General features: G+C 64.0%; 15 protein-coding genes. 3 read left to right on the plus strand and 12 right to left on the minus strand.

Annotated features, from left to right (window positions below; all coding sequences use genetic code 11):
* Positions 1 to 176 precede the first annotated feature (176 nt).
* The 11 genes from J2X56_RS06865 to mfd all read right to left on the minus strand — a co-directional run bounded on the left by J2X56_RS06865 (position 177) and on the right by mfd (position 14,170).
* Positions 177 to 632, minus strand: coding sequence for a MaoC family dehydratase (locus tag J2X56_RS06865; protein WP_209535406.1), 456 nt, complete (start codon positions 630 to 632; stop codon positions 177 to 179).
* 75 nt (positions 633 to 707) lie between these two features.
* A complete protein-coding gene (locus tag J2X56_RS06870; protein ID WP_310159091.1) occupies positions 708 to 1,736 on the minus strand; it encodes a diguanylate cyclase in 1,029 nt (342 codons plus the stop codon).
* A 25-nt stretch (positions 1,737 to 1,761) separates the two neighbouring features.
* Positions 1,762 to 2,784, minus strand: coding sequence for a chemotaxis response regulator protein-glutamate methylesterase (locus J2X56_RS06875; protein WP_310159093.1), 1,023 nt, complete (start codon positions 2,782 to 2,784; stop codon positions 1,762 to 1,764).
* Positions 2,781 to 5,093, minus strand: coding sequence for a hybrid sensor histidine kinase/response regulator (locus tag J2X56_RS06880; RefSeq protein ID WP_310159096.1), 2,313 nt, complete (start codon positions 5,091 to 5,093; stop codon positions 2,781 to 2,783). Before J2X56_RS06880 ends, J2X56_RS06875 begins: the two co-directional genes overlap by 4 nt.
* The gene (locus J2X56_RS06885; protein ID WP_310159099.1) at positions 5,090 to 5,758 is read right to left on the minus strand and encodes a chemotaxis protein CheW; all 669 of its coding nucleotides are present in this window, start codon (positions 5,756 to 5,758) and stop codon (positions 5,090 to 5,092) included. Before J2X56_RS06885 ends, J2X56_RS06880 begins: the two co-directional genes overlap by 4 nt.
* Positions 5,751 to 7,031 carry a CheR family methyltransferase gene (locus J2X56_RS06890; RefSeq protein ID WP_310159102.1) on the minus strand — a complete coding sequence of 427 codons (1,281 nt, stop codon included), beginning with the start codon at positions 7,029 to 7,031 and terminating at the stop codon, positions 5,751 to 5,753. Before J2X56_RS06890 ends, J2X56_RS06885 begins: the two co-directional genes overlap by 8 nt.
* The gene (locus J2X56_RS06895) at positions 7,028 to 7,495 is read right to left on the minus strand and encodes a chemotaxis protein CheW (protein WP_039785106.1); all 468 of its coding nucleotides are present in this window, start codon (positions 7,493 to 7,495) and stop codon (positions 7,028 to 7,030) included. The genes J2X56_RS06890 and J2X56_RS06895 overlap by 4 nt, the downstream gene beginning before the upstream one ends.
* Positions 7,496 to 7,524: 29 nt before the next feature.
* A complete protein-coding gene (locus J2X56_RS06900; RefSeq protein ID WP_310159109.1) occupies positions 7,525 to 9,150 on the minus strand; it encodes a methyl-accepting chemotaxis protein in 1,626 nt (541 codons plus the stop codon).
* Between the two features lie 257 nt (positions 9,151 to 9,407).
* Positions 9,408 to 9,770: a membrane protein gene (locus tag J2X56_RS06905; protein ID WP_034337781.1), complete on the minus strand. Its 363-nt coding sequence runs from the start codon at positions 9,768 to 9,770 to the stop codon at positions 9,408 to 9,410.
* A gap of 37 nt (positions 9,771 to 9,807) precedes the next feature.
* Positions 9,808 to 10,692, minus strand: coding sequence for a phosphoserine phosphatase SerB (gene serB, locus J2X56_RS06910; RefSeq protein WP_310159116.1), 885 nt, complete (start codon positions 10,690 to 10,692; stop codon positions 9,808 to 9,810).
* Between the two features lie 40 nt (positions 10,693 to 10,732).
* Entirely contained in the window at positions 10,733 to 14,170 is a 3,438-nt protein-coding gene (mfd, locus tag J2X56_RS06915) for a transcription-repair coupling factor (RefSeq protein ID WP_310159118.1), read from the minus strand.
* Positions 14,171 to 14,367: 197 nt separating this feature from the next.
* On the opposite strand from mfd, the gene ispD reads away from it, so the two are divergent.
* The 3 genes from ispD to J2X56_RS06930 all read left to right on the plus strand — a co-directional run bounded on the left by ispD (position 14,368) and on the right by J2X56_RS06930 (position 16,131).
* Positions 14,368 to 15,108, plus strand: a complete 741-nt coding sequence (ispD, locus tag J2X56_RS06920) for a 2-C-methyl-D-erythritol 4-phosphate cytidylyltransferase (RefSeq protein WP_310159121.1) — start codon at positions 14,368 to 14,370, stop codon at positions 15,106 to 15,108.
* Entirely contained in the window at positions 15,105 to 15,608 is a 504-nt protein-coding gene (gene ispF / locus J2X56_RS06925) for a 2-C-methyl-D-erythritol 2,4-cyclodiphosphate synthase (RefSeq protein WP_039785097.1), read from the plus strand. Before ispD ends, ispF begins: the two co-directional genes overlap by 4 nt.
* Positions 15,609 to 15,924: 316 nt before the next feature.
* Complete coding sequence (locus tag J2X56_RS06930; RefSeq protein ID WP_006464465.1) at positions 15,925 to 16,131, plus strand: cold-shock protein; 207 nt, start codon at positions 15,925 to 15,927, stop codon at positions 16,129 to 16,131.
* Between the two features lie 151 nt (positions 16,132 to 16,282).
* On the opposite strand, the gene aceB is transcribed toward J2X56_RS06930, so the two are convergent.
* Positions 16,283 to 17,869, minus strand: a complete 1,587-nt coding sequence (aceB, locus tag J2X56_RS06935; protein WP_204726666.1) for a malate synthase A — start codon at positions 17,867 to 17,869, stop codon at positions 16,283 to 16,285.
* Positions 17,870 to 17,897: the final 28 nt, after the last annotated feature.

Consider the following 17,897-nt stretch of genomic DNA (forward strand, 5'->3'; position numbering starts at 1 on the left):
GCGGCGACACCGGATGCGCCGCTGTATGGATGGACATTAGCACCTTATGACAATGCGTGGCAGTTTCTCATCCAGCCCCGCACGAATAACCGTGCTGGCAGGCAAGGACGATGCCATCAGGCCACACTATGCATGAGCTTCTGCGAGGATGCGCGCAGTCAGGTGGAGCGATTCGCCTAGTAACGGCGCACCAGGAATTCCGCCACGCAAACGGGCTTGTCGGACCCTTCACATTCCACGGTAATGAGCCAGGCCAGCTGCACGCCACCGGGGATGTCCTCGGTGGATTCCAGGCGGATGATGCCGCGCACTTTTCGGCCCACCGGCAGGGGTGCCGGGAAGCGTACGCGATTCAAGCCGTAATTGAGCAGCATGCGTACATCCGGCCCCAGGCTGATGGATTCCGACAGCAGGCGCGGCAGCAGCGCCAGTGTCAGGAATCCGTGCGCCACCGTGCCGCCGTAGGGCAGCTCGCGGGCCGCACGTTCAGGGTCAACGTGGATCCATTGATGGTCGCCGGTGGCCTCCGCAAAGCGGTCCACCTGTTCTTGGGTGACGGCAATCCATTCGCTGGTGGCCACTTCCTGGCCTGCCAGGGATTTCAGTTCTTCCAGGCTGGCGATGATGCGCATGCTGGTTTCCTTCCCTTGTCGTTATCGTGTGGCCGGCGCGCAGGCGATGCGCGCTGCCTTTTTTGTCTTGTCCGTTCAGCCATCCTGCCAGACCACCCGGTTGCGGCCCTGCTGCTTGGCCAGGTAGAGACGGCGGTCAGCCATCTCGATCAGTTCGCGGATGTCCTGCTCCGGTGCCGGCACCATGGTGGCCGCACCGATGCTCACGGTCAGCCAGGCACTGACCTTGGAGCGCTCATGCGGGACTTGGTTCGCCTCGATCAGCTGGCACAGCTGCTGGCCCAGGGCCTGGGCCCCTTCCAGCGGGGTGCGCGGCAGGATCATGGCAAATTCCTCGCCGCCGAAACGGGCCGACAGGTCGGCCGGACGCTGGATGCTTTCATCGAGCGTTTGCGCGACCCGGCGCAGCACCGCATCGCCGGCGACGTGACCATAGTTGTCGTTGTACAGCTTGAAGAAATCGACGTCGATCAGCAGCAGGGACAGGTGCAGTCCGTCACGCCGGGCGCGGCGCCATTCAGCGCCCAGGTAGTCGTCGAAATAGCGGCGGTTGGCGATGCCGGTCAGGCCATCGGTATTGGTCAGGCGCTGCAGCTCGAAATTGCTCTTCTGCAGCTGCTGCTGGCTCTCGCGCAGCGCGCGGTAGGCCGCATCGCGCTGCAGCAGGTTGATGTAGGAGCGCGAGTGATAGCGCAGCCGCGCCACCAGTTCGATCACATCGGGCAACTTGACCATGTAATCGTTGGCACCGCCGGCGAAGGCATCGCGCTTGATTTCGGCATCGTCGCGCGAGGACAGCACGATGATCGGCACGTTGGCCAGCACCGCGCTGGCACGGTACTGGCGCACCAGGGTCATGCCATCCACGCCCGGCATCACCAGGTCCTGCAGGATCACCGTGGGACGGGTCTTCTCGGCCACGGCCAGGGCTTCATCGGCGCGGGTGCAGAAGTGAAAGTCGATGTTCTCTTCCTTGGCCAGGGCGCGGCGGATCGCCTCCCCGACCATGGCCTGGTCATCCACCAGCAACACCATGATCTTGTAGTCGTCGGCGGGCAATACGGGGCCGCCACCCGGGGTGTCGGTTGCTTGCACCGAACTCATCATGCTTTCCTTCATTTCAGTTGCGTCACGCCCCGGCCAGCAGCGCCTGCAGCCGTGCCGCCATGGCACTGACCGGCAGCACATCGACGGCGGCGTTGAGCGCTACGGCGGCCTTGGGCATGCCGTAGACGGCGCAGCTCTTCTGATCCTGCGCCAGGGTGTGATAGCCGTTGTCGCGCAGGGCCTTCAGGCCCGCTGCGCCATCGCGGCCCATGCCGGTCAGCAGCACGCCGGTGGCCTTGCCATCCCAGTGGCGCACGATGCTATGGAAGAACGCGTCCACCGATGGCCGGTAGACATCCGTAGGCGCGCCCTCGACATACGCGAGACGGCTGCCCTCCTTGAAGACGAGATGATGATTGCTGCCCGCCAGCAGGACTTCACCCCGGCGCGGCAGATCGCCTTCGACCGCCAGGCGCACGCGCAGCACCGACTGCTGCTGCAGCCACTGCGCCATGCCGGGCGCGAAGGCGGCATCGATGTGCTGCACGATCACGATGCTGCCGGGGAATTCACGCGGTACCTGCTTGAGCAGGGTCGACAGCGCGGCCGGTCCGCCGGCCGACGCCCCGATGGCCACCAGCGGAGCCAGATCGCCCTGGACATTCGGGGCCAGCGGACGCAGCGGCAGGCGCACCGGGGCAGCCATGTCGTCCGGGCTGAGCAAGCCGAGCTGGTCGATCTTCTCGATCAACGCCACCGCATCGCGCTTGCCGGCCGCGCCGATGAGTGCCGGGGTCTGGGTGGCATCGAGCGCGCCATAGCCCATGGCTTCGTAGATCTTGGCAGCACCGGTATCCATGTCGGAGGTCACCACCAGGATGGGGCACGGGGTGTCCTGCATGATGCGGCGGGTGGCTTCCACGCCATCCATCTTGGGCATGAGCAGGTCCATCAGCACCACATCGGGCAACTGCCAGGCGCACATCTGCACCGCCTGTTCGCCATCGCGGGCGATCCAGATCAATTCGTGGCGGCCACTCTCGGCAATCACCCGGCGCAGCACTTCCACCATCATGGGGGTGTCGTTGACAATGCCGATCTTCACGTTGTCGCCTCTCCAATCAAATCCATGACGGCCTGCAACAGGCTTTCATCATGGAAACTGCTCTTGGTGAAATAATGATCGGCCCCGGCTGCCAGGCCACGCTGCCGATCCTCTTCACGGTCCTTGTACGACACGATCATCACCGGCAGCGCCTGCAATTGCGGCGCGCCGCGTATCAGGGTGACCAGCTCGATGCCATCCATGCGCGGCATGTCGATATCGGTGATGACCAGGTCGAAATGCTCGGCACGCACGGCATTCCAGCCATCCATGCCATCCACTGCCACCGTGACCTGATAGCCCCGGTTGGTCAGCAGCTTGCGTTCCAGTTCGCGCACGGTGAGTGAATCATCCACCACCAGCACTTTCTTGCGCACCGCGACGGCCGCCGCACCGGCAGGATCCGCGTCGACCGTCTGCAGCCGTCCCGAGGCGGTGAGCTTTTCCACCGTGCGCAGCAAGTCGGCCACGTCCAGGATCAGCAAGGGCGCGCCATCTTCCATCAGCGCACCGGCCAGGATGTCGGGAATCTTGCCCAGGCGTGCATCCAGCGGTTGCACCACCAGCATGCGCTCGCCCAGGAAGGCATCGACCGCGATGCCGTAGCTGTGTTCCTCCTCGCCGATCACCACCACGCAGACACTGCCGTCCCGGACGCGCCACTGGCCACGTTGCAGCACCTGGTGCGCACTGACCAGGCCGACCTGACGGCCACCGTGGCTGAAGTGCTGGTAGCCTTCGAGGGTCTGCAGGGCCTCGGCCGGCAAACGCAAGGTCCGATTTACGTAGGCCAGCGGAAACGCATAAGGTTCACCGGCGATCTCCACCAGCAGGCTGCGAATCACCGACAGCGTCAGCGGCAACTGCAGCAGGAAACGACTGCCCTGCCCCGGCCGTGTGGTGATACGGATCGTACCGCGGACCTGCTTGAGCATGTCCGCCACCACATCAAGACCGACCCCGCGTCCGGAAATCTCGGTGACGGTCTCGCGCAGGCTGAAGCTGGGCAAGAGCAGAAAGTCCAGCAATTCGGCGTCCGACAGGCGCTCGGCAATGTCCTGGGTCGCCAGGCCGCGCGCCACCACCGTGCGGCGCAATTCGTCCAGGTCGATGCCGGCACCATCATCGGCCACCTCGATCAACAGCATGCCCGCACTGTGCCTTGCCTCCAGCCGCACCACACCCTGCTCCGGCTTGCCGGCCGCACGGCGCGTGCTGCCGTCCTCAATGCCGTGGTCCACCGCGTTGCGCAGCAGATGGCCGAGCGGTGCTTCCAGCTTTTCAAGAATATCGCGGTCGATCTGGGTGGCGGTGCCGCTGATGTCCAGCCGCACCGATTTGCCCAGCGCATTGCCGACGTCGCGCACCATGCGCGCAAAGCCGGCGGTGCCATCGGCAAAGGGCCGCATGCGGCAGGCCAGCGCCTCGTCATACAGTTGTTGCGAGAGATTGACCGAACGCCGGTCGAAGGCATCCAGCGCAATCAATTGTTCACCCAGCAGTTGCTGGTTGGTTTGCATCAGCGCGCGCAATTCGGCCAGCGTGGTCTGGGCGAATTCGTCGAGCTGGCTGGCGGCCAGCTTCTGTTGCAGCAGGTCCAGTGCCTGCACGGCCTCGCGCTGCACGCGCTTCATGCGCAGCATGCTGGCCGAGAAGGGTTTCAGGCGGCGCGATTCCACCAGCGATTCGCCGGTCAGGCTCAGGAGCCGGTCCAGGCTGTCCGCACTGACGCGCACGGCGCGCGCGGCAGCAGTCTGGTTGACGATGGGCGCGCTTGCTCCGGATTGTGGCGGCTCCGTCACTACGGCCGACGGTGCCGGCGCTGGTGGCTGCGCAGCCGCCTCGGCCGCGAAGGCCTCCTGCAGTGCGGCGGAGGGCGCAGGCCAGGGATCGGCATCCGCACCACTCATTACGGCCGGCAAGGCTTGCAGGAAAGCCTGCACCTCGGGACTGCCGGCGTGGTCGACCCAGGTTTCGTCGCCGTCCGGCGGCGAGGCGATCCGTCCCAGCAGATCGGCCCCGCGCAGCAGCACATCAATATGTTTTTTCTCCAGCCGCAGCTTGCCCTGCTGCGCCAGGACGAAGCAGTCCTCCAGCACGTGGGCTACCTTGACGGCGGCTTCCAGGCCGACGATGCGGGCTGCGCCCTTGAGCGAATGGCCGGCACGCATGCAGGCTTCCAGATGCTCGGCCGCCGTCGGTTGCTGCTCCAGCGCCAGCAGGCTGGTATTGAGCTGGGCAATCTGGCTTTCCGCCTCGAAGCGGAACAGGTCCAGCATGGACATCTGGCTCAGATCGGGCGTACTCATGTCATGCTCCGGTTGAGTACGTAGAACAGCAATTCGTGGTCGAGCAGGCCGATGGGACGGCCGCGCCACTCCACCATGCCGCGCGTGTACTGGATGGCCGCCTGGGCCAGCGTGGTCGGCACCGGGGCCAGGCTGTCGGCTGCATAGCGATGGACTCCGGCCACCTCTTCCACCGGAAACACCAGGATCTGCCCTTCGTGCGCCGCCACCAGCAGATGCGGGGCCGGCGTGTCATCAGGCAGCTGGAACACCCGGGCCAGCGAGACGCAGATGCGCAGGCTGCCGCGAATGTTCACAACGCCCGCAATGGCGGTGTTGCGCTGGTGCGGCAAGCTGTGCAGGGGCCGGTTCCCGGCGACTTCCTGCACCACGGACGTGGCAATCGCCAGCCACTCACCGGCAATGCGCACCACCAGGGCCGACGCCAGCACGGTGCGATCTTCCTGATCTTCCTCGGCCGCACCGGCGCGCGCCCACTGCTGCGCCACCTCGCGGGATGCCTCCACCCGATCGAGCTGCTGCAAGGCGGCACGCGCGAAAGTCGGGCAGTTCAGGCAGCGGATGTGATGCGCCAGTTCGGGGCAGCTGCCGTCGCCCTTGGTGCCGATGCGGTTCCAGCAATCCTCGAGGGGCGCGTGCGGCGGGGTCAGCGTCGGCTCAGCCATGATGCGGCTCCTCGGTCGTCGTCACACGGCTGGCGCGCTGGCGCAGGCGCTCGGCTCCTGCGGTATCACCTTGCGCCTGCAGCAGGGCGGCCAGTTGCAGTAAAGCCGCCTGGTGCTGCGGTGCCAGGTACAGCACCTTGCGGTAGCAACGCTGGGCCTGCCCGGCGTCACCGCCGGCATCGTGAATCAGACCCTGCAGATAGAAAGCGTCGGCGCTCGGCCCCTGCTCTTCGATGGCTTGTTCGCACAAGGCAGCCGCTTGCGCGAACTGTCCTGCATCGGCCAGCAAACGAGCACGCTGCAGCAAGGGCTGGCTGCTTGCTGACATCGGTGCTGGCACGGGCGCAGCGAAGGCGTTGATTCCTGAGTCAGCGGCCAACGCCGACGCGGCCGGACGCGCCCGGCGTGCCGGAACAGGCGCAGCCAACAGCGGCTGCGCTGCTGCCAATACTGTCTCGCGCCAGGCCGGTTTCTCCACCGCCACGCGCTTGCGGAAACCGAAGGCCAGTGCAATGCCGGCCGACTCCAGACGCGGACTGAGCAGCAGGCCGCCTTCGGCCGGACCGACGAAGATCACGGCATCCGGTTTCATGAGGCTTTCCAGAAGGCTCACCACCTGGCGCTGCACCTCGCGCTCGAAGTAGATCAGCACGTTGCGGCAGAAGATGAAATCGTAAGGCGCAGCCTGCCGCAGCAAATCCGGTGCCAGCAGATTGCCGGGCGCAAAACGCACCTGGCGCCGGATCGCTTCCTCCAGTTGCCAGCCCTGCTCCACCGTCATGAAATGGCGATCCCGAAAACCCAGGGCCTGTCCCCGGAAGGAATTGCGGCCATAGACACCGGCCGCCGCGATCTCCAGCGAGCGGGTACGAATATCGTAAGCGTCGATGACGAACTGCGACGGCATGACGCCCGCCTCCAGCAGGGCCATGGCGACCGAATACGGTTCTTCGCCAGTGGAGCATGGCAGGCTCAGAATACGCACCGGCACATCGGGCTGCGAAAGCAGCCGCTCCCGCGCAAGCCTCGCCACGGCGAAAATGGCTTCACGGTCGCGGAAGAACCAGGTCTCCGGTACCACGGCCAGTTCGATCAGGGCCTGCAACTCGGCGGCCGACCCCTGCAGCCGTGCCAGATAGTGGCCATCGTCCGCGATGCCCAGCGCCGCCATGCGCTCGCGCACTACCCGTTCGATGAGGCTGCTGCCGACGGTGGCCATGTCCAGGCCCATGACGGCCTTGAGCTTGTCGGCGATCAGCGGCAGGCTCTTCATGCCGGCACCTCCGGGTAGAGCAAGGCGCGCGTAGCCGGGTCGAGCAGGTCGCCCACTTCCACCCGCTGCAGCAGTCCGCCCTGATACGGCATGACAGGCCCGAGGTAGGGGGCTCCCTCATTGCGAACGGCGGCCGGCGTGAAGTGGGCCGGATCAAGGCGCAGCGTATCGGTAGCTTGCGGCAGGATCAGGCCCAGCAGCACCGGCAGCGCCTGCGCGTGGCGGTAATGCACCAGCACCAGGCGCGTACTCACGCGCGCCGGAGCGGGATGACCGAGCGCCAGCATGGACAGGTCGATCACCGGCACGTGGCCGCTGCCATGCGGCAGCAGCCCGGCTACCCATGCGGGTGCGCCGGGCAGCGATTTGCAGGGGGAAAGCGGCAATACCATCGCCACCTCGGCGGTGGGCAAGGCATAGCGCTCTTCCCCCAGGGAAAACAGCAGATGCAGGGACTGGCTCATGAGCACGCTGGGCGGGACCGGTGCGGCGCTCAGTCCGTCACCTTGAAGCGCGAGACGCCATTGCGCAATTCGTTGGAGACCACGTTCAGTTCGTCGATGGCCTGGCTCGATTGCTGCAGCGACTCCACGGTCTGCTGGGCCGCTTCGGAGAGCTGCACCAGCGCCTGGTTGATCTGTTCGGCACTGCTGGCCTGGGCCTGCATGCCTTCGTTGACGATCTGGAAGCGCGGCGCGAGTGCCTGCACCTGGGCAATGATCTGCGACAACTGGCTGCCGGCGGTCTGCACATCCTGCATGCCGCGCCGTACCTGGTCGGAGAACTTGTCCATGCCCATGACGCCGGCTGCCACGGCCGACTGGATTTCCTTGACCATGACTTCGATGTCGTAGGTCGCCACGGCAGTCTGGTCGGCCAGGCGGCGGATTTCAGTGGCTACCACCGAGAAGCCGCGGCCATGCTCGCCGGCCTTCTCGGCCTCGATGGCGGCGTTCAGCGACAGCAGGTTGGTCTGGTCCGCCACCTTGGTGATGGTGGTCACGACCTGGTTGATGTTGCCCGCCTTCTCGTTGAGGATGGCCAGCTTGGCGCTGACCGACCCGGCCGCATCCATCACATTCTGCATCGTGTCGCCCATGCGGGTCAGGCCCGCCTGGCCGCTGCCGGCCAGCGCCGAAGTCTGTTCAGAAACCACCGACACTTCATTCATGGTGCGCACCAGGTCACGCGAGGTTGCATGGATCTCGCGCGAGGTCGCGCCGATCTCGGTGGTGGTGGCAGCCGTTTCGGCGGCGGTGGCCTGTTGCTGGCGGGCCGTGGCGGCGATCTCGGTGACCGACGTCGCCACGCGTGCCGAGGACTTCTGCGCCTGCGAAACCAGCGCGGTCAGCTCATCGGTCATGCGGTCGAAGCCGTTGCCCAGCACGCCAAACTCATCCTTGCGGTCCAGCGCCACGCGGCGCGAGAAATCGCCCGAGCGCATGATGTCGAGCAGGCCCATGAGCTTCTGCAGCGGCTCGTTGATGGCGCGCATCAGGAAGAAGCCGCACACCAGCGCCACCAGCAGCGCTGCCATCAGCGCGCTCATCAGGGTGAACTGGGCCGAGTTGACGGCATCGCCGATGCGCTGGGCGGCGTCGTCGGCGATGCCCTTGTTGGTCTCGACCATGCGCTGCGTCAGTTGATAGCCGGTACGCCATTGCGGACGAATCTGCTCGTTGACGATCTTGTCGATCGGGGCGCGCTGGCTGAAGTCCATCTTCAGCACCTCGCTGACGACGGCACGGTACTTCTGCCGCGTGTCCTTGAATTGCTCGAAGAGCTTGCGGTCAGCATCGCTGAAGATGGTCTTGTCGTAATCTTCCTGCAAGCGGTCGAGGCGTTCGGCGTTGCGGCGCAGCAGTGCCAGGTCAGCCTGGCGCTCGGCATCATTGGCATCGATCTGAATGATCTGCTGGGTCATCAGCAGGTTTTCGTACCACGCAGCGTTGATCTGGGTGCTGTAGTAGAGACCGGGGGTGGAGTCGTTGCGCAGCGCCGTCGCCCCCTTCTCGATGTGGCCAAGGTTGACCGCCGAAATCCCGGCCATCAGTGCCATCAGCAGCAGGATGAGCCCGAAGCTCCCGAGGATGCGTTGCTTGATCGTCCAGTTCTTCATGCGCAGTTTTCCCCCTTTGGAATGAGCACCCCGCCCTGGCGCGCCTTCGTGAGGTGCGCATGAACGAAAGTTCGCCTGTGGCTAACCCGGGCCCTCTAGTGCGATCGGTTGCGGATTAGTGCGGCCTAGTAATACTTCGAGATTATCATTGAAATCTTTCAATATCACTATTATCCCTTGCGCAATGATTCTTTGCCTGAAGGAAATAAAAACGGCACCCGCAGGTGCCGTTTGAGTGCGTCAGCCGATCGGCGGGATCACACCGGCATGGGCTTGTTGTCCTGCAGGTCGAGGAAGCCCTTGATAAGGCGGTAGGCTTTCCAGATCCAGGCCAGCGAGAACACCAGAATCGCCACCGGGATTCCGATCACCGTCGCCCACAGCACGCCGCCGGCGAACAGCCAGAACAGGTACCACCAGAAGGAACGGATCTGCCAGCGATGGTGGGTGTAAAGGAAGGTATCGCGCACGTCGCCGCGCTTGAGGTAATTGACGATCAGGGGCAGCCACGACAGCATGCCCAGCGAAAACACCAGGCAGGCGGCATGCGCCAGGTAGAGCCACCAGACCAGGTCACGGCCGGTCTGGGTCTGTGGGTCGAATACCAGTTCCTGGTTCATCGCGTCTCCTGAAATGAGGGGGAAGCCGGCCCCGACGTCAGGCCAGCAGGTTCAAGATGCCGTCCAAGCCCACAAAATTCAAGCCCACGCTGGCCTGGGCACGCACCACCGGCTTGGCGCGGAAGGCCACCGACAGGCCCGAGATGCCCATCATGCGCAGGTCATTGGCGCCATCGCCCATGACGATGGCCTGGCTTGGTTCGGCACCGATCTCGCGGCAGATGCGTTCCACTGTCGCCCGTTTCTCGTCGGCATTGACGATGCCGCCGACCACCTTGCCGGTGAGCTTGCCGTCGGCCACTTCCAGCGTGTTGGCGTGGGTGTAGTCCAGTTTCAGGCGTGCTTTCATGCGGTCGGTGAAGAAGGTGAATCCGCCTGAGACCAGCAGCGTCTTGAGGCCGGCGGCCTGCACTGCCTTGAGCATGTTTTCCGCGCCCAACGACAATTGCAGGCGCTCATCGTAGACACGCTGCAACGCGCCTGCGTCCAGCCCCTTGAGCAATGCCACACGGCGGGTCAGGCTTTCGTTGAACTCGATCTCGCCGCGCATGGCGGCTTCGGTGATCTCGGCCACCTGCGGTTTCAACCCCTGCATGTCGGCGATCTCGTCGATGCATTCGATGGTGATGAGGGTGGAATCCATGTCCATGGCCACCAGGCGGAAATCGGACAGCTTGCGGCCCTCGTCGATGAAGGCATAGTCCAGGCGCGCCTGCAGGCAAGCCGCATCGATGCTGGCCTTGAGCGCATCGCTCTGGCTCACGCCAGCCACACGCCAGGCATCGGCATCCGGTACGCGGTCGTCTGCAATGCGCTCGGCGCGGCCACCGGCCAGGGCAGCGATGGACTCGATGGCGGAAGACGGCACGGCGTGTTGCTTGGGGGCTTGCAGGATCAGGTTCATGTTGTTCTGTTGATTCATGGGTGCGATGGGATTCGTTGTAGCGCGGCCAGAAAAGCACTCAACCGGTGAGTGCTTTCATGGTCGCCTTGACCTGCTGCACGCGGGCATTCAGGTCCGGCATGTTGGCCGTGATGCGCAGCTTGTCGGGGCCATTCAGTTTGACCTGGCGATTCTTCTGCACCAGCTCGATGATGCGCATGGCGTCGATCGGCGGGTTGGGAACGAACTGCAGCAGCGCCGCTTCGGAATGGGCATCGATCTTGATGATGCCCAGCGGCTTGGCGGCAATGCGCAGGCGGTGCGTTTCGATCAGGGCCTTGGCGGCATCGGGCAGCTTGCCGAAGCGATCGATCAGTTCTTCCTGCAAGGCGTCGATGGCGTCGGCCTTCTCGCAGTTGGCGAAGCGCTTGTAGAGCGACAGGCGCTCATGCACGTCGCCACAGAAGTCATTGGGCAGCAGCGCAGGCGCATGCAGGTTGATCTCGGTGGTGGTCGACAGCGGCGCGGCCAGGTCCGGTTCGCGTCCATCCTTCAGGGCGCGCACGGCTTCGTTCAACATGTCCGAATACATCTGGAAACCGATCTCGTGGATCTCGCCCGACTGATGGTCGCCCAGCACTTCGCCGGCACCACGAATTTCCAAATCGTGCATGGCGAGATAGAAGCCGCTGCCCAGTTCCTCCATCTGCTGGATCGCTTCCAGCCGGCGCTGCGCCTGCTTGGACAAGCCCTGCACATCCTGCACCAGCAGGTAGGCATAAGCCTGGTGGTGCGAACGGCCGACGCGGCCGCGCAACTGGTGCAGCTGCGCCAGGCCGAACTTGTCGGCGCGATGCATGATGATGGTGTTGGCAGTCGGCACGTCAATGCCGGTCTCGATGATGGTGGTACAGAGCAGGATGTTGAAGCGCTGCGCCACGAAGTCGCGCATCACCTTCTCCAGGTCGCGTTCGTGCATCTGACCGTGCGCCACGCCGATGCGCGCTTCCGGCAAAAGCTGCTCCAGCGCGGCCTTGCGGTTGGCGATGGTTTCCACTTCGTTGTGCAGGAAGTAGACCTGGCCGCCGCGTTTCAATTCGCGCAGGCAGGCTTCGCGGATGGTCGATTCTTGTTCGGCGCGCACGAAGGTCTTGATGGCCAGGCGCTTCTGCGGCGCGGTGGCGATCACCGAGAAATCGCGCAGGCCTTCCAGCGCCATGCCCAGCGTACGCGGGATCGGCGTGGCGGTCAGCGTGAGCACATCGACCTCGGCGCGCAGCGATTTCAGGGCTTCCTTCTGGCGTACGCCGAAACGGTGTTCTTCATCGATAATGACCAGGCCCAGGCGCGAGAACTTCACTTCATCGGAGAGCAGCTTGTGGGTGCCGATGACGATATCGATGGTGCCATCGCCCAGTCCCTTGATGGCTTGCGTGACTTCCTTGCCGGTGCGGAAGCGCGACAGTTCGGCAATCTTGACCGGCCAGTTGGCGAAACGGTCGGCGAAGGTGGCGGCATGCTGTTCGGCCAGCAGCGTGGTCGGGGCCAGGATGGCGACCTGCTTGCCGCCCATCACCGCCACGAAGGCGGCGCGCAGGGCCACTTCGGTCTTGCCGAAGCCGACGTCGCCGCAGATGAGGCGGTCCATCGGCTTGCCGCCGGTCATGTCCTTGATGACGGCATTGATGGCGGCGGCCTGGTCGGCCGTTTCCTCAAAACCGAAACTGTCGGCGAAGGCTTCATAGTCATGTGCCGAATACTGGAAGGCATGGCCCTGGCGCAGCGCGCGGCGGGCGTACAGGTTCAGCAGTTCGGCGGCCGTATCGCGCACCTGCTGGGCGGCCTTGCGCTTGGCCTTTTCCCACTGGCCCGAGCCCAGTGCGTGCAGCGGTGCGTCTTCCGGCGAGGCGCCGGAGTAGCGCGAGATCACGTGCAGTTGCGACACCGGGACGTAGAGCTTGGTCTCCTTGGCGTATTCCAGATGCAGGAACTCGGTCTCTCCCTCCCCCAGGTCCATGCTGACCAGGCCCATGTAGCGGCCGATGCCGTGGCTGCTGTGGACCACCGGGTCGCCGATCTTCAATTCCGACAGGTCGCGCACCATGTATTCCACATCGGTGGCGGCCTGCTGTTTGCGGCTGCCGACGCGGCGGCCGCTGCCGGCGTACAGCTCGGTCTCCGTGATGAGCGCCAGGCCGCCGGCAGTGACGAAGCCGGCATGCAATGGGGCCACGCCCAGCATCAGCGGCTCATTGCTGCAGAGGAAATCATTCCAGTCATCGCACAGCGCCGGATGCAGGTCGTATTCGGCAAAGTACTGCTGCAGGGTTTCACGCCGGCCATTGCTTTCGGCACAGATCAGCACGCGCTCGGCCCCCTTGAGCAGGAAGCTGCGCAGGTTGACCAGCGGGTCTTCCGCGCGGCGGTTCACGGCGATGTTGGGCAGCGGCGCCGAGATGGCCGAAGGCGCATCATCGGTCTTGAGCACCCAGCGGGCGTGGGGTTTCAGCAGGGTGAAGAAATCTTCATCGTCCAGGTAGATGGCGCGCGGCTCCAGCACCGGGCGCTCGCGGTCGGCGTGAAGGAAGGTCCAACGCGAGCGGGTATCGCTCCAGAAGCGCTTGATGGCTTGTTCGATGTCGCCCACGGTGGCGAACATGGCATTGGCCGGCAGGTACTGGAACAGCGTGGCCGTCTCTTCGAAGAACAGCGGCAGGTAGTATTCGATGCCCGCCGAGGCGATGCCGTTGCCGATGTCCTTGTAGATGGCCGAGCGCGACGGATCACCCTCGAACACTTCACGCCAGCGATTGCGGAAGGCCAGGCGCGAGGCCTCGTCCATGGGGAATTCGCGGCCCGGCAGCAGGCGCACTTCAGGCACCGGATAAAGCGAGCGCTGGGTATCGGCGTCGAAGGTGCGGATGGTCTCGATGGTGTCGCCGAACAGGTCCAGGCGATAGGGCAGCACCGAGCCCATGGGGAAGATGTCGATCAGCCCGCCGCGCACTGAATATTCGCCCGGCGACATGACCTGGCCCACGTGGGTGTAACCGGCCAGGGTGAGCTGGGACTTGAGCTTGCCCTCATCGAGCTTTTCGCCCTGCTTGAAGAAGAAGGTATAGGCCGCCAGGAACTGCGGCGGCGCCATGCGCAGCAAGGCTGTGGTGGCCGGCACGATCAGCAGGTCGCACTGGCCGGACTGCACTTCATAGAGCGTGGCCAGGCGTTCGGAGACCAGGTCCTGGTGCGGCGAGAAGGCGTCATAGGGCAGCGTTTCCCAGTCCGGCAGCAGGTGGCAACGCAGGCGCTCGCCTTCCTTGGGCTGGAACCAGGGGATTTCAGCCAGCAGGCGCTGGGCATCGGTGGCCCCGGCCACCACCACGGCCAGCATGCGGCCTTCGGCCTTGAGGGCCAGCGCGGCTTGGGCCAGCAGATAGGCATCGGCAGAACCGTGCACGGCGGGAGGCTGGAAACGCACACCTGCTTTGGGCAGGCTTTTTTTCGGGTCAAAAGACATCAGGATCGGGAGGATCGGCTTGGTTTGGACTTGATTCGAGCAAGGCAACGGCGCAGGCCCGGCCGCGGTGGCCATGCTGGCAGCGCCGCAAAATGCCGGTCGCTTGCAAGGGATTGGCATTAGAATTCAGCCTCTCATTATAAACGAAGGCCCCATCGCAAGCCGCCGCCAGGCGGGCGTCGGGCCAGGTGCATGGCATGAACCCTTCGCAGTCCGCTTCTTCCCCGCCCCGCCACTTTGCGCTCATTCCCGCCGCAGGCGTGGGCGCGCGTATGGGCGTCCAGATCCCCAAGCAATATATGCCGCTGGCAGGCAAACCCATGCTGCTGCATGCGCTGCAGACCTTCGCGGACCACCCACGGATCGCCCATACCTTCGTGGTGGTCAGTGCCGAGGATGGCTGGATTGACTCCCTGATGACGCCAGATTTGTTGCAACGCGTGAGCATCCTGCGGGTAGGCGGGCCGACGCGCCAGGACAGCGTCTTCAATGGCCTCAGCGCCATCCGTGACCGGGTGGCCGATGCCGACCGGGTACTGGTTCATGATGCCGCCCGCCCCGGTTTGGACGCGCCGCTGCTGGATCGCCTGCTGGATGCCCTGGCAGACGATGAAATCGGTGGCTTGCTGGCGGTGCCGGTCGTCGACACCTTGAAGCGCGGCGATGGCGGCGCCCCTGCCCGCTCGCAGGAGACCGTGCCGCGCGCCGGCCTGTGGGCGGCACAGACCCCGCAGATGTTTCCCTATGCCCTGCTGCAGCGCGCCTTGCATCAGGCGCAAGAACAAGGCCGCCTGGGCGAGATCACCGACGACGCCAGCGCCATCGAGATGCTGGGCTTGCGTCCGCGCCTGGTGGAGGGCAGCCCCCGCAATCTGAAGGTCACGCTGGCGCAGGACGCCGCGCTGGCTGAATTCTTCCTGAAAGGTCCGCACGCATGAACGCTTCTTCCCCCTTCCCTTTCCGCATCGGCCAGGGCTATGACTGCCACGCGCTGGTGGAAGGCCGCCCGCTGATACTGGGCGGCGTCACCATCCCGCACAAAAAGGGCCTGCTGGGCCATTCGGATGCCGACGCCCTGCTGCACGCCATCACCGACGCGCTCTTCGGTGCAGCCGCGCTGGGTGACATCGGCCGCCATTTCCCCGATACCGATCCGCAATTCAAGGGAGCCGACTCGCGCGTGCTGCTGCGCGAAGCCGCCAAGCGCCTGGCCGCCGCCGGCTACGCCGTGGGCAACGTGGACGCCACCATCATCGCCCAGGCGCCCAAGATGGCACCGCACATCCCGTCCATGGTGGCCAACGTCGCCGCCGACCTCGGGATTTCTGAAGGGCAAGTGAATATCAAGGCCAAAACCAATGAAAAAATGGGCTTTTTGGGGCGTGAAGAAGGGATTGCGACCGAAGCGGTTGTGCTGATCCACCGGCAAAACGGCTGAAAAGCGGCGTCAGAAAGTTCCCGACAAGCGCACGTAGGACATTCACTGACACGCCGAAACCCGCACCAGACAAGGGATTGAAGCCGGTTCTGCGCACCATTTCCCGGCACTGAAAGAAATCTAAAGCACCAGAATCAGCCATTAAAACTTTTAATGGAAGTTTCGTACCGAAAATGGCTTGCATTCTCGATTTAATGAGTATAATCGTCGCGTCGTTAGGATTCGAGCTGGTAGTGCGGTTCTTCGCTGTCATTCCTCCCGAGTAACGATAAAGAGCCGGGCGCAAGCCCCAATCAATTAAATTTAGGAGTCCGTAATGGCAACTGGTACCGTCAAGTGGTTCAACGATGCAAAGGGTTTTGGTTTCATCACTCCCGATGAAGGTGGCGAAGATCTGTTCGCTCACTTCTCGGCTATTCAGTCGAATGGCTTCAAGTCCCTGAAGGAAAACCAACGCGTTTCCTTCGAAGTGACCACCGGCCCGAAGGGCAAGCAAGCTTCGAACATCGTTCCGGCTGCTTAAGCTTTCAAGCTGAAAAAAAATCCCCGACTCGTCGGGGATTTTTTTCGTCCTTCGCTTTCGTACTTTCGCAAAGTGAAGTGATGGGCATCAAAAAAATCCCCGCCCTCTTGCGAGTGGCGGGGATTTTCATTTGCGCTGAGGCGGATCTGAATCAGATTTCTTCGTACAGCGGCAGCGTCAGGAACTCGGCGAAGGTCTCGGAAGTGGACATTTCTTCAAAGATCTTGGCCGCGCGGTCGTAGGTCGGGCCATCGCCTGCCACTTGCTTCACCTTGGCCAGCTCTTCCGGAATCATCGCGCGCACCATGTCGGCGGTGACCTTGCGGCCGTCTTCCAGGTTGCCCTTGGCGCTGCGGATCCACTGCCACACCTGGGCACGGCTGATTTCGGCGGTGGCCGCATCTTCCATCAGGTTGTGGATGGGCACGCAACCGTTGCCGGCCAGCCAGGCACCCAGGTAGTGGATGCCGACGTTGATGTTGTAGCGCAGGCCGGCTTCGGTGATCGGGGTTTCGGGCTGGAAGTTCAGCAGGTCGGCCGCCTTGACCTCGACGTCCGGACGCTGTTTTTCGAACTGGTTGGGCTTGTCGCCCAGCACGGCCACGAATTCCTTCATGGAAGCTTCGACCAGGCCCGGGTGCGCCACCCAGCCGCCGTCGTAACCGTCGGTGGCGTCGCGGCGCTTGTCGTTGATGATGCCTTGCATGGCGATGGCGTTCTTTTCCGGATCGTTCTTGATCGGGATCAGCGCGCTCATGCCGCCGATGGCCGGGGCACCGCGCTTGTGGCAGGTCTTCAGCAGCAGCAGGGCGTAGGCGCGCATGAAGGGCGAAGTCATGGTGACCTTGGCGCGATCGGCCAGGCAGAAGTCCTTGTCGTTCTTGAACTTCTTGATGCAGGAGAAGATGTAGTCCCAACGGCCGGCGTTCAGGCCCGCGCTGTGCTCGCGCAGCTCGTACAGGATTTCTTCCATCTCGAAGGCGGCAGTGATGGTCTCGATCAGCACGGTGGCCTTGATGGTGCCTTGCGGCAGGCCGATTTCATTCTGGGCCATCACGAAGATGTCGTTCCACAGACGCGCTTCCAGGTGCGATTCCATCTTGGGCAGGTAGAAGTACGGACCGGCGCCGCGTGCCAGCTGCTCCTTGGCGTTGTGGAACAGGAACAGGGCGAAGTCGAAGATGCCGCCGGAAATGCGCTTGCCGTCCAGGGTGACGTGCTTTTCATCCAGGTGCCAGCCGCGCGGACGCACCACCAGGGTGGCGATCTTGTCGTTGAGCTTGTAGCTCTTGCCGTTCGATTCCAGCGAAATGGTGCGGCGGATCGCGTCGTACAGGTTGATCTGGCCGCTGATCTGGTTGTCCCACACCGGGGAGTTGGAATCCTCGAAGTCGGTCATGTAGCTGTCGGCGCCCGAGTTGAAGGCGTTGATGACCATCTTGCGTTCGACCGGGCCGGTGATTTCCACACGGCGGCACTTCAGGGCTTCGGGGATGGGGGCGATCTTCCAGTCGCCGGTGCGGATGGATTCGGTTTCCTTCAGGAAGTCGGGGCGCTCGCCGGCGTCCAGGCGCTTGACGCGCTCGGCACGGGCGGCCAGCAGCTCCTGGCGACGGCCTTCGAAGGCGCGCGAGAGCTTGGCGACCAGCGACAGGGCTTCAAAGGTCAGGACGTTCTCGTAACCCGGCTTGATCTCGCCGGAGATTTCCATGCCGGTGGGCAGCTTCAGTTGCGTCATGCTGGACTCCTCAAAAAGAAAAATGGAC

Origin of the sequence: Herbaspirillum sp. 1173, from assembly GCF_031455335.1 — a bacterium.
Lineage (GTDB): Bacteria > Pseudomonadota > Gammaproteobacteria > Burkholderiales > Burkholderiaceae_D > Herbaspirillum > Herbaspirillum huttiense.

Excerpts from the sequence above, each read along its gene's own strand:
- serB (WP_310159116.1), bottom strand. The coding sequence starts at position 10,692 with ATGAATCAACAGAACAACATGAACCTGATCCTGCAAGCCCCCAAGCAA.
- ispD (WP_310159121.1), top strand. The coding sequence starts at position 14,368 with ATGAACCCTTCGCAGTCCGCTTCTTCCCCGCCCCGCCACTTTGCGCTC.
- J2X56_RS06930 (WP_006464465.1), top strand. The coding sequence starts at position 15,925 with ATGGCAACTGGTACCGTCAAGTGGTTCAACGATGCAAAGGGTTTTGGT.
- J2X56_RS06890 (WP_310159102.1), bottom strand. The coding sequence starts at position 7,031 with ATGAAGAGCCTGCCGCTGATCGCCGACAAGCTCAAGGCCGTCATGGGC.
- aceB (WP_204726666.1), bottom strand. The coding sequence starts at position 17,869 with ATGACGCAACTGAAGCTGCCCACCGGCATGGAAATCTCCGGCGAGATC.
- J2X56_RS06895 (WP_039785106.1), bottom strand. The coding sequence starts at position 7,495 with ATGAGCCAGTCCCTGCATCTGCTGTTTTCCCTGGGGGAAGAGCGCTAT.
- J2X56_RS06885 (WP_310159099.1), bottom strand. The coding sequence starts at position 5,758 with ATGGCTGAGCCGACGCTGACCCCGCCGCACGCGCCCCTCGAGGATTGC.
- J2X56_RS06900 (WP_310159109.1), bottom strand. The coding sequence starts at position 9,150 with ATGAAGAACTGGACGATCAAGCAACGCATCCTCGGGAGCTTCGGGCTC.
- J2X56_RS06905 (WP_034337781.1), bottom strand. The coding sequence starts at position 9,770 with ATGAACCAGGAACTGGTATTCGACCCACAGACCCAGACCGGCCGTGAC.
- J2X56_RS06865 (WP_209535406.1), bottom strand. The coding sequence starts at position 632 with ATGCGCATCATCGCCAGCCTGGAAGAACTGAAATCCCTGGCAGGCCAG.
- ispF (WP_039785097.1), top strand. The coding sequence starts at position 15,105 with ATGAACGCTTCTTCCCCCTTCCCTTTCCGCATCGGCCAGGGCTATGAC.
- J2X56_RS06870 (WP_310159091.1), bottom strand. The coding sequence starts at position 1,736 with ATGAGTTCGGTGCAAGCAACCGACACCCCGGGTGGCGGCCCCGTATTG.
- mfd (WP_310159118.1), bottom strand. The coding sequence starts at position 14,170 with ATGTCTTTTGACCCGAAAAAAAGCCTGCCCAAAGCAGGTGTGCGTTTC.
- J2X56_RS06880 (WP_310159096.1), bottom strand. The coding sequence starts at position 5,093 with ATGAGTACGCCCGATCTGAGCCAGATGTCCATGCTGGACCTGTTCCGC.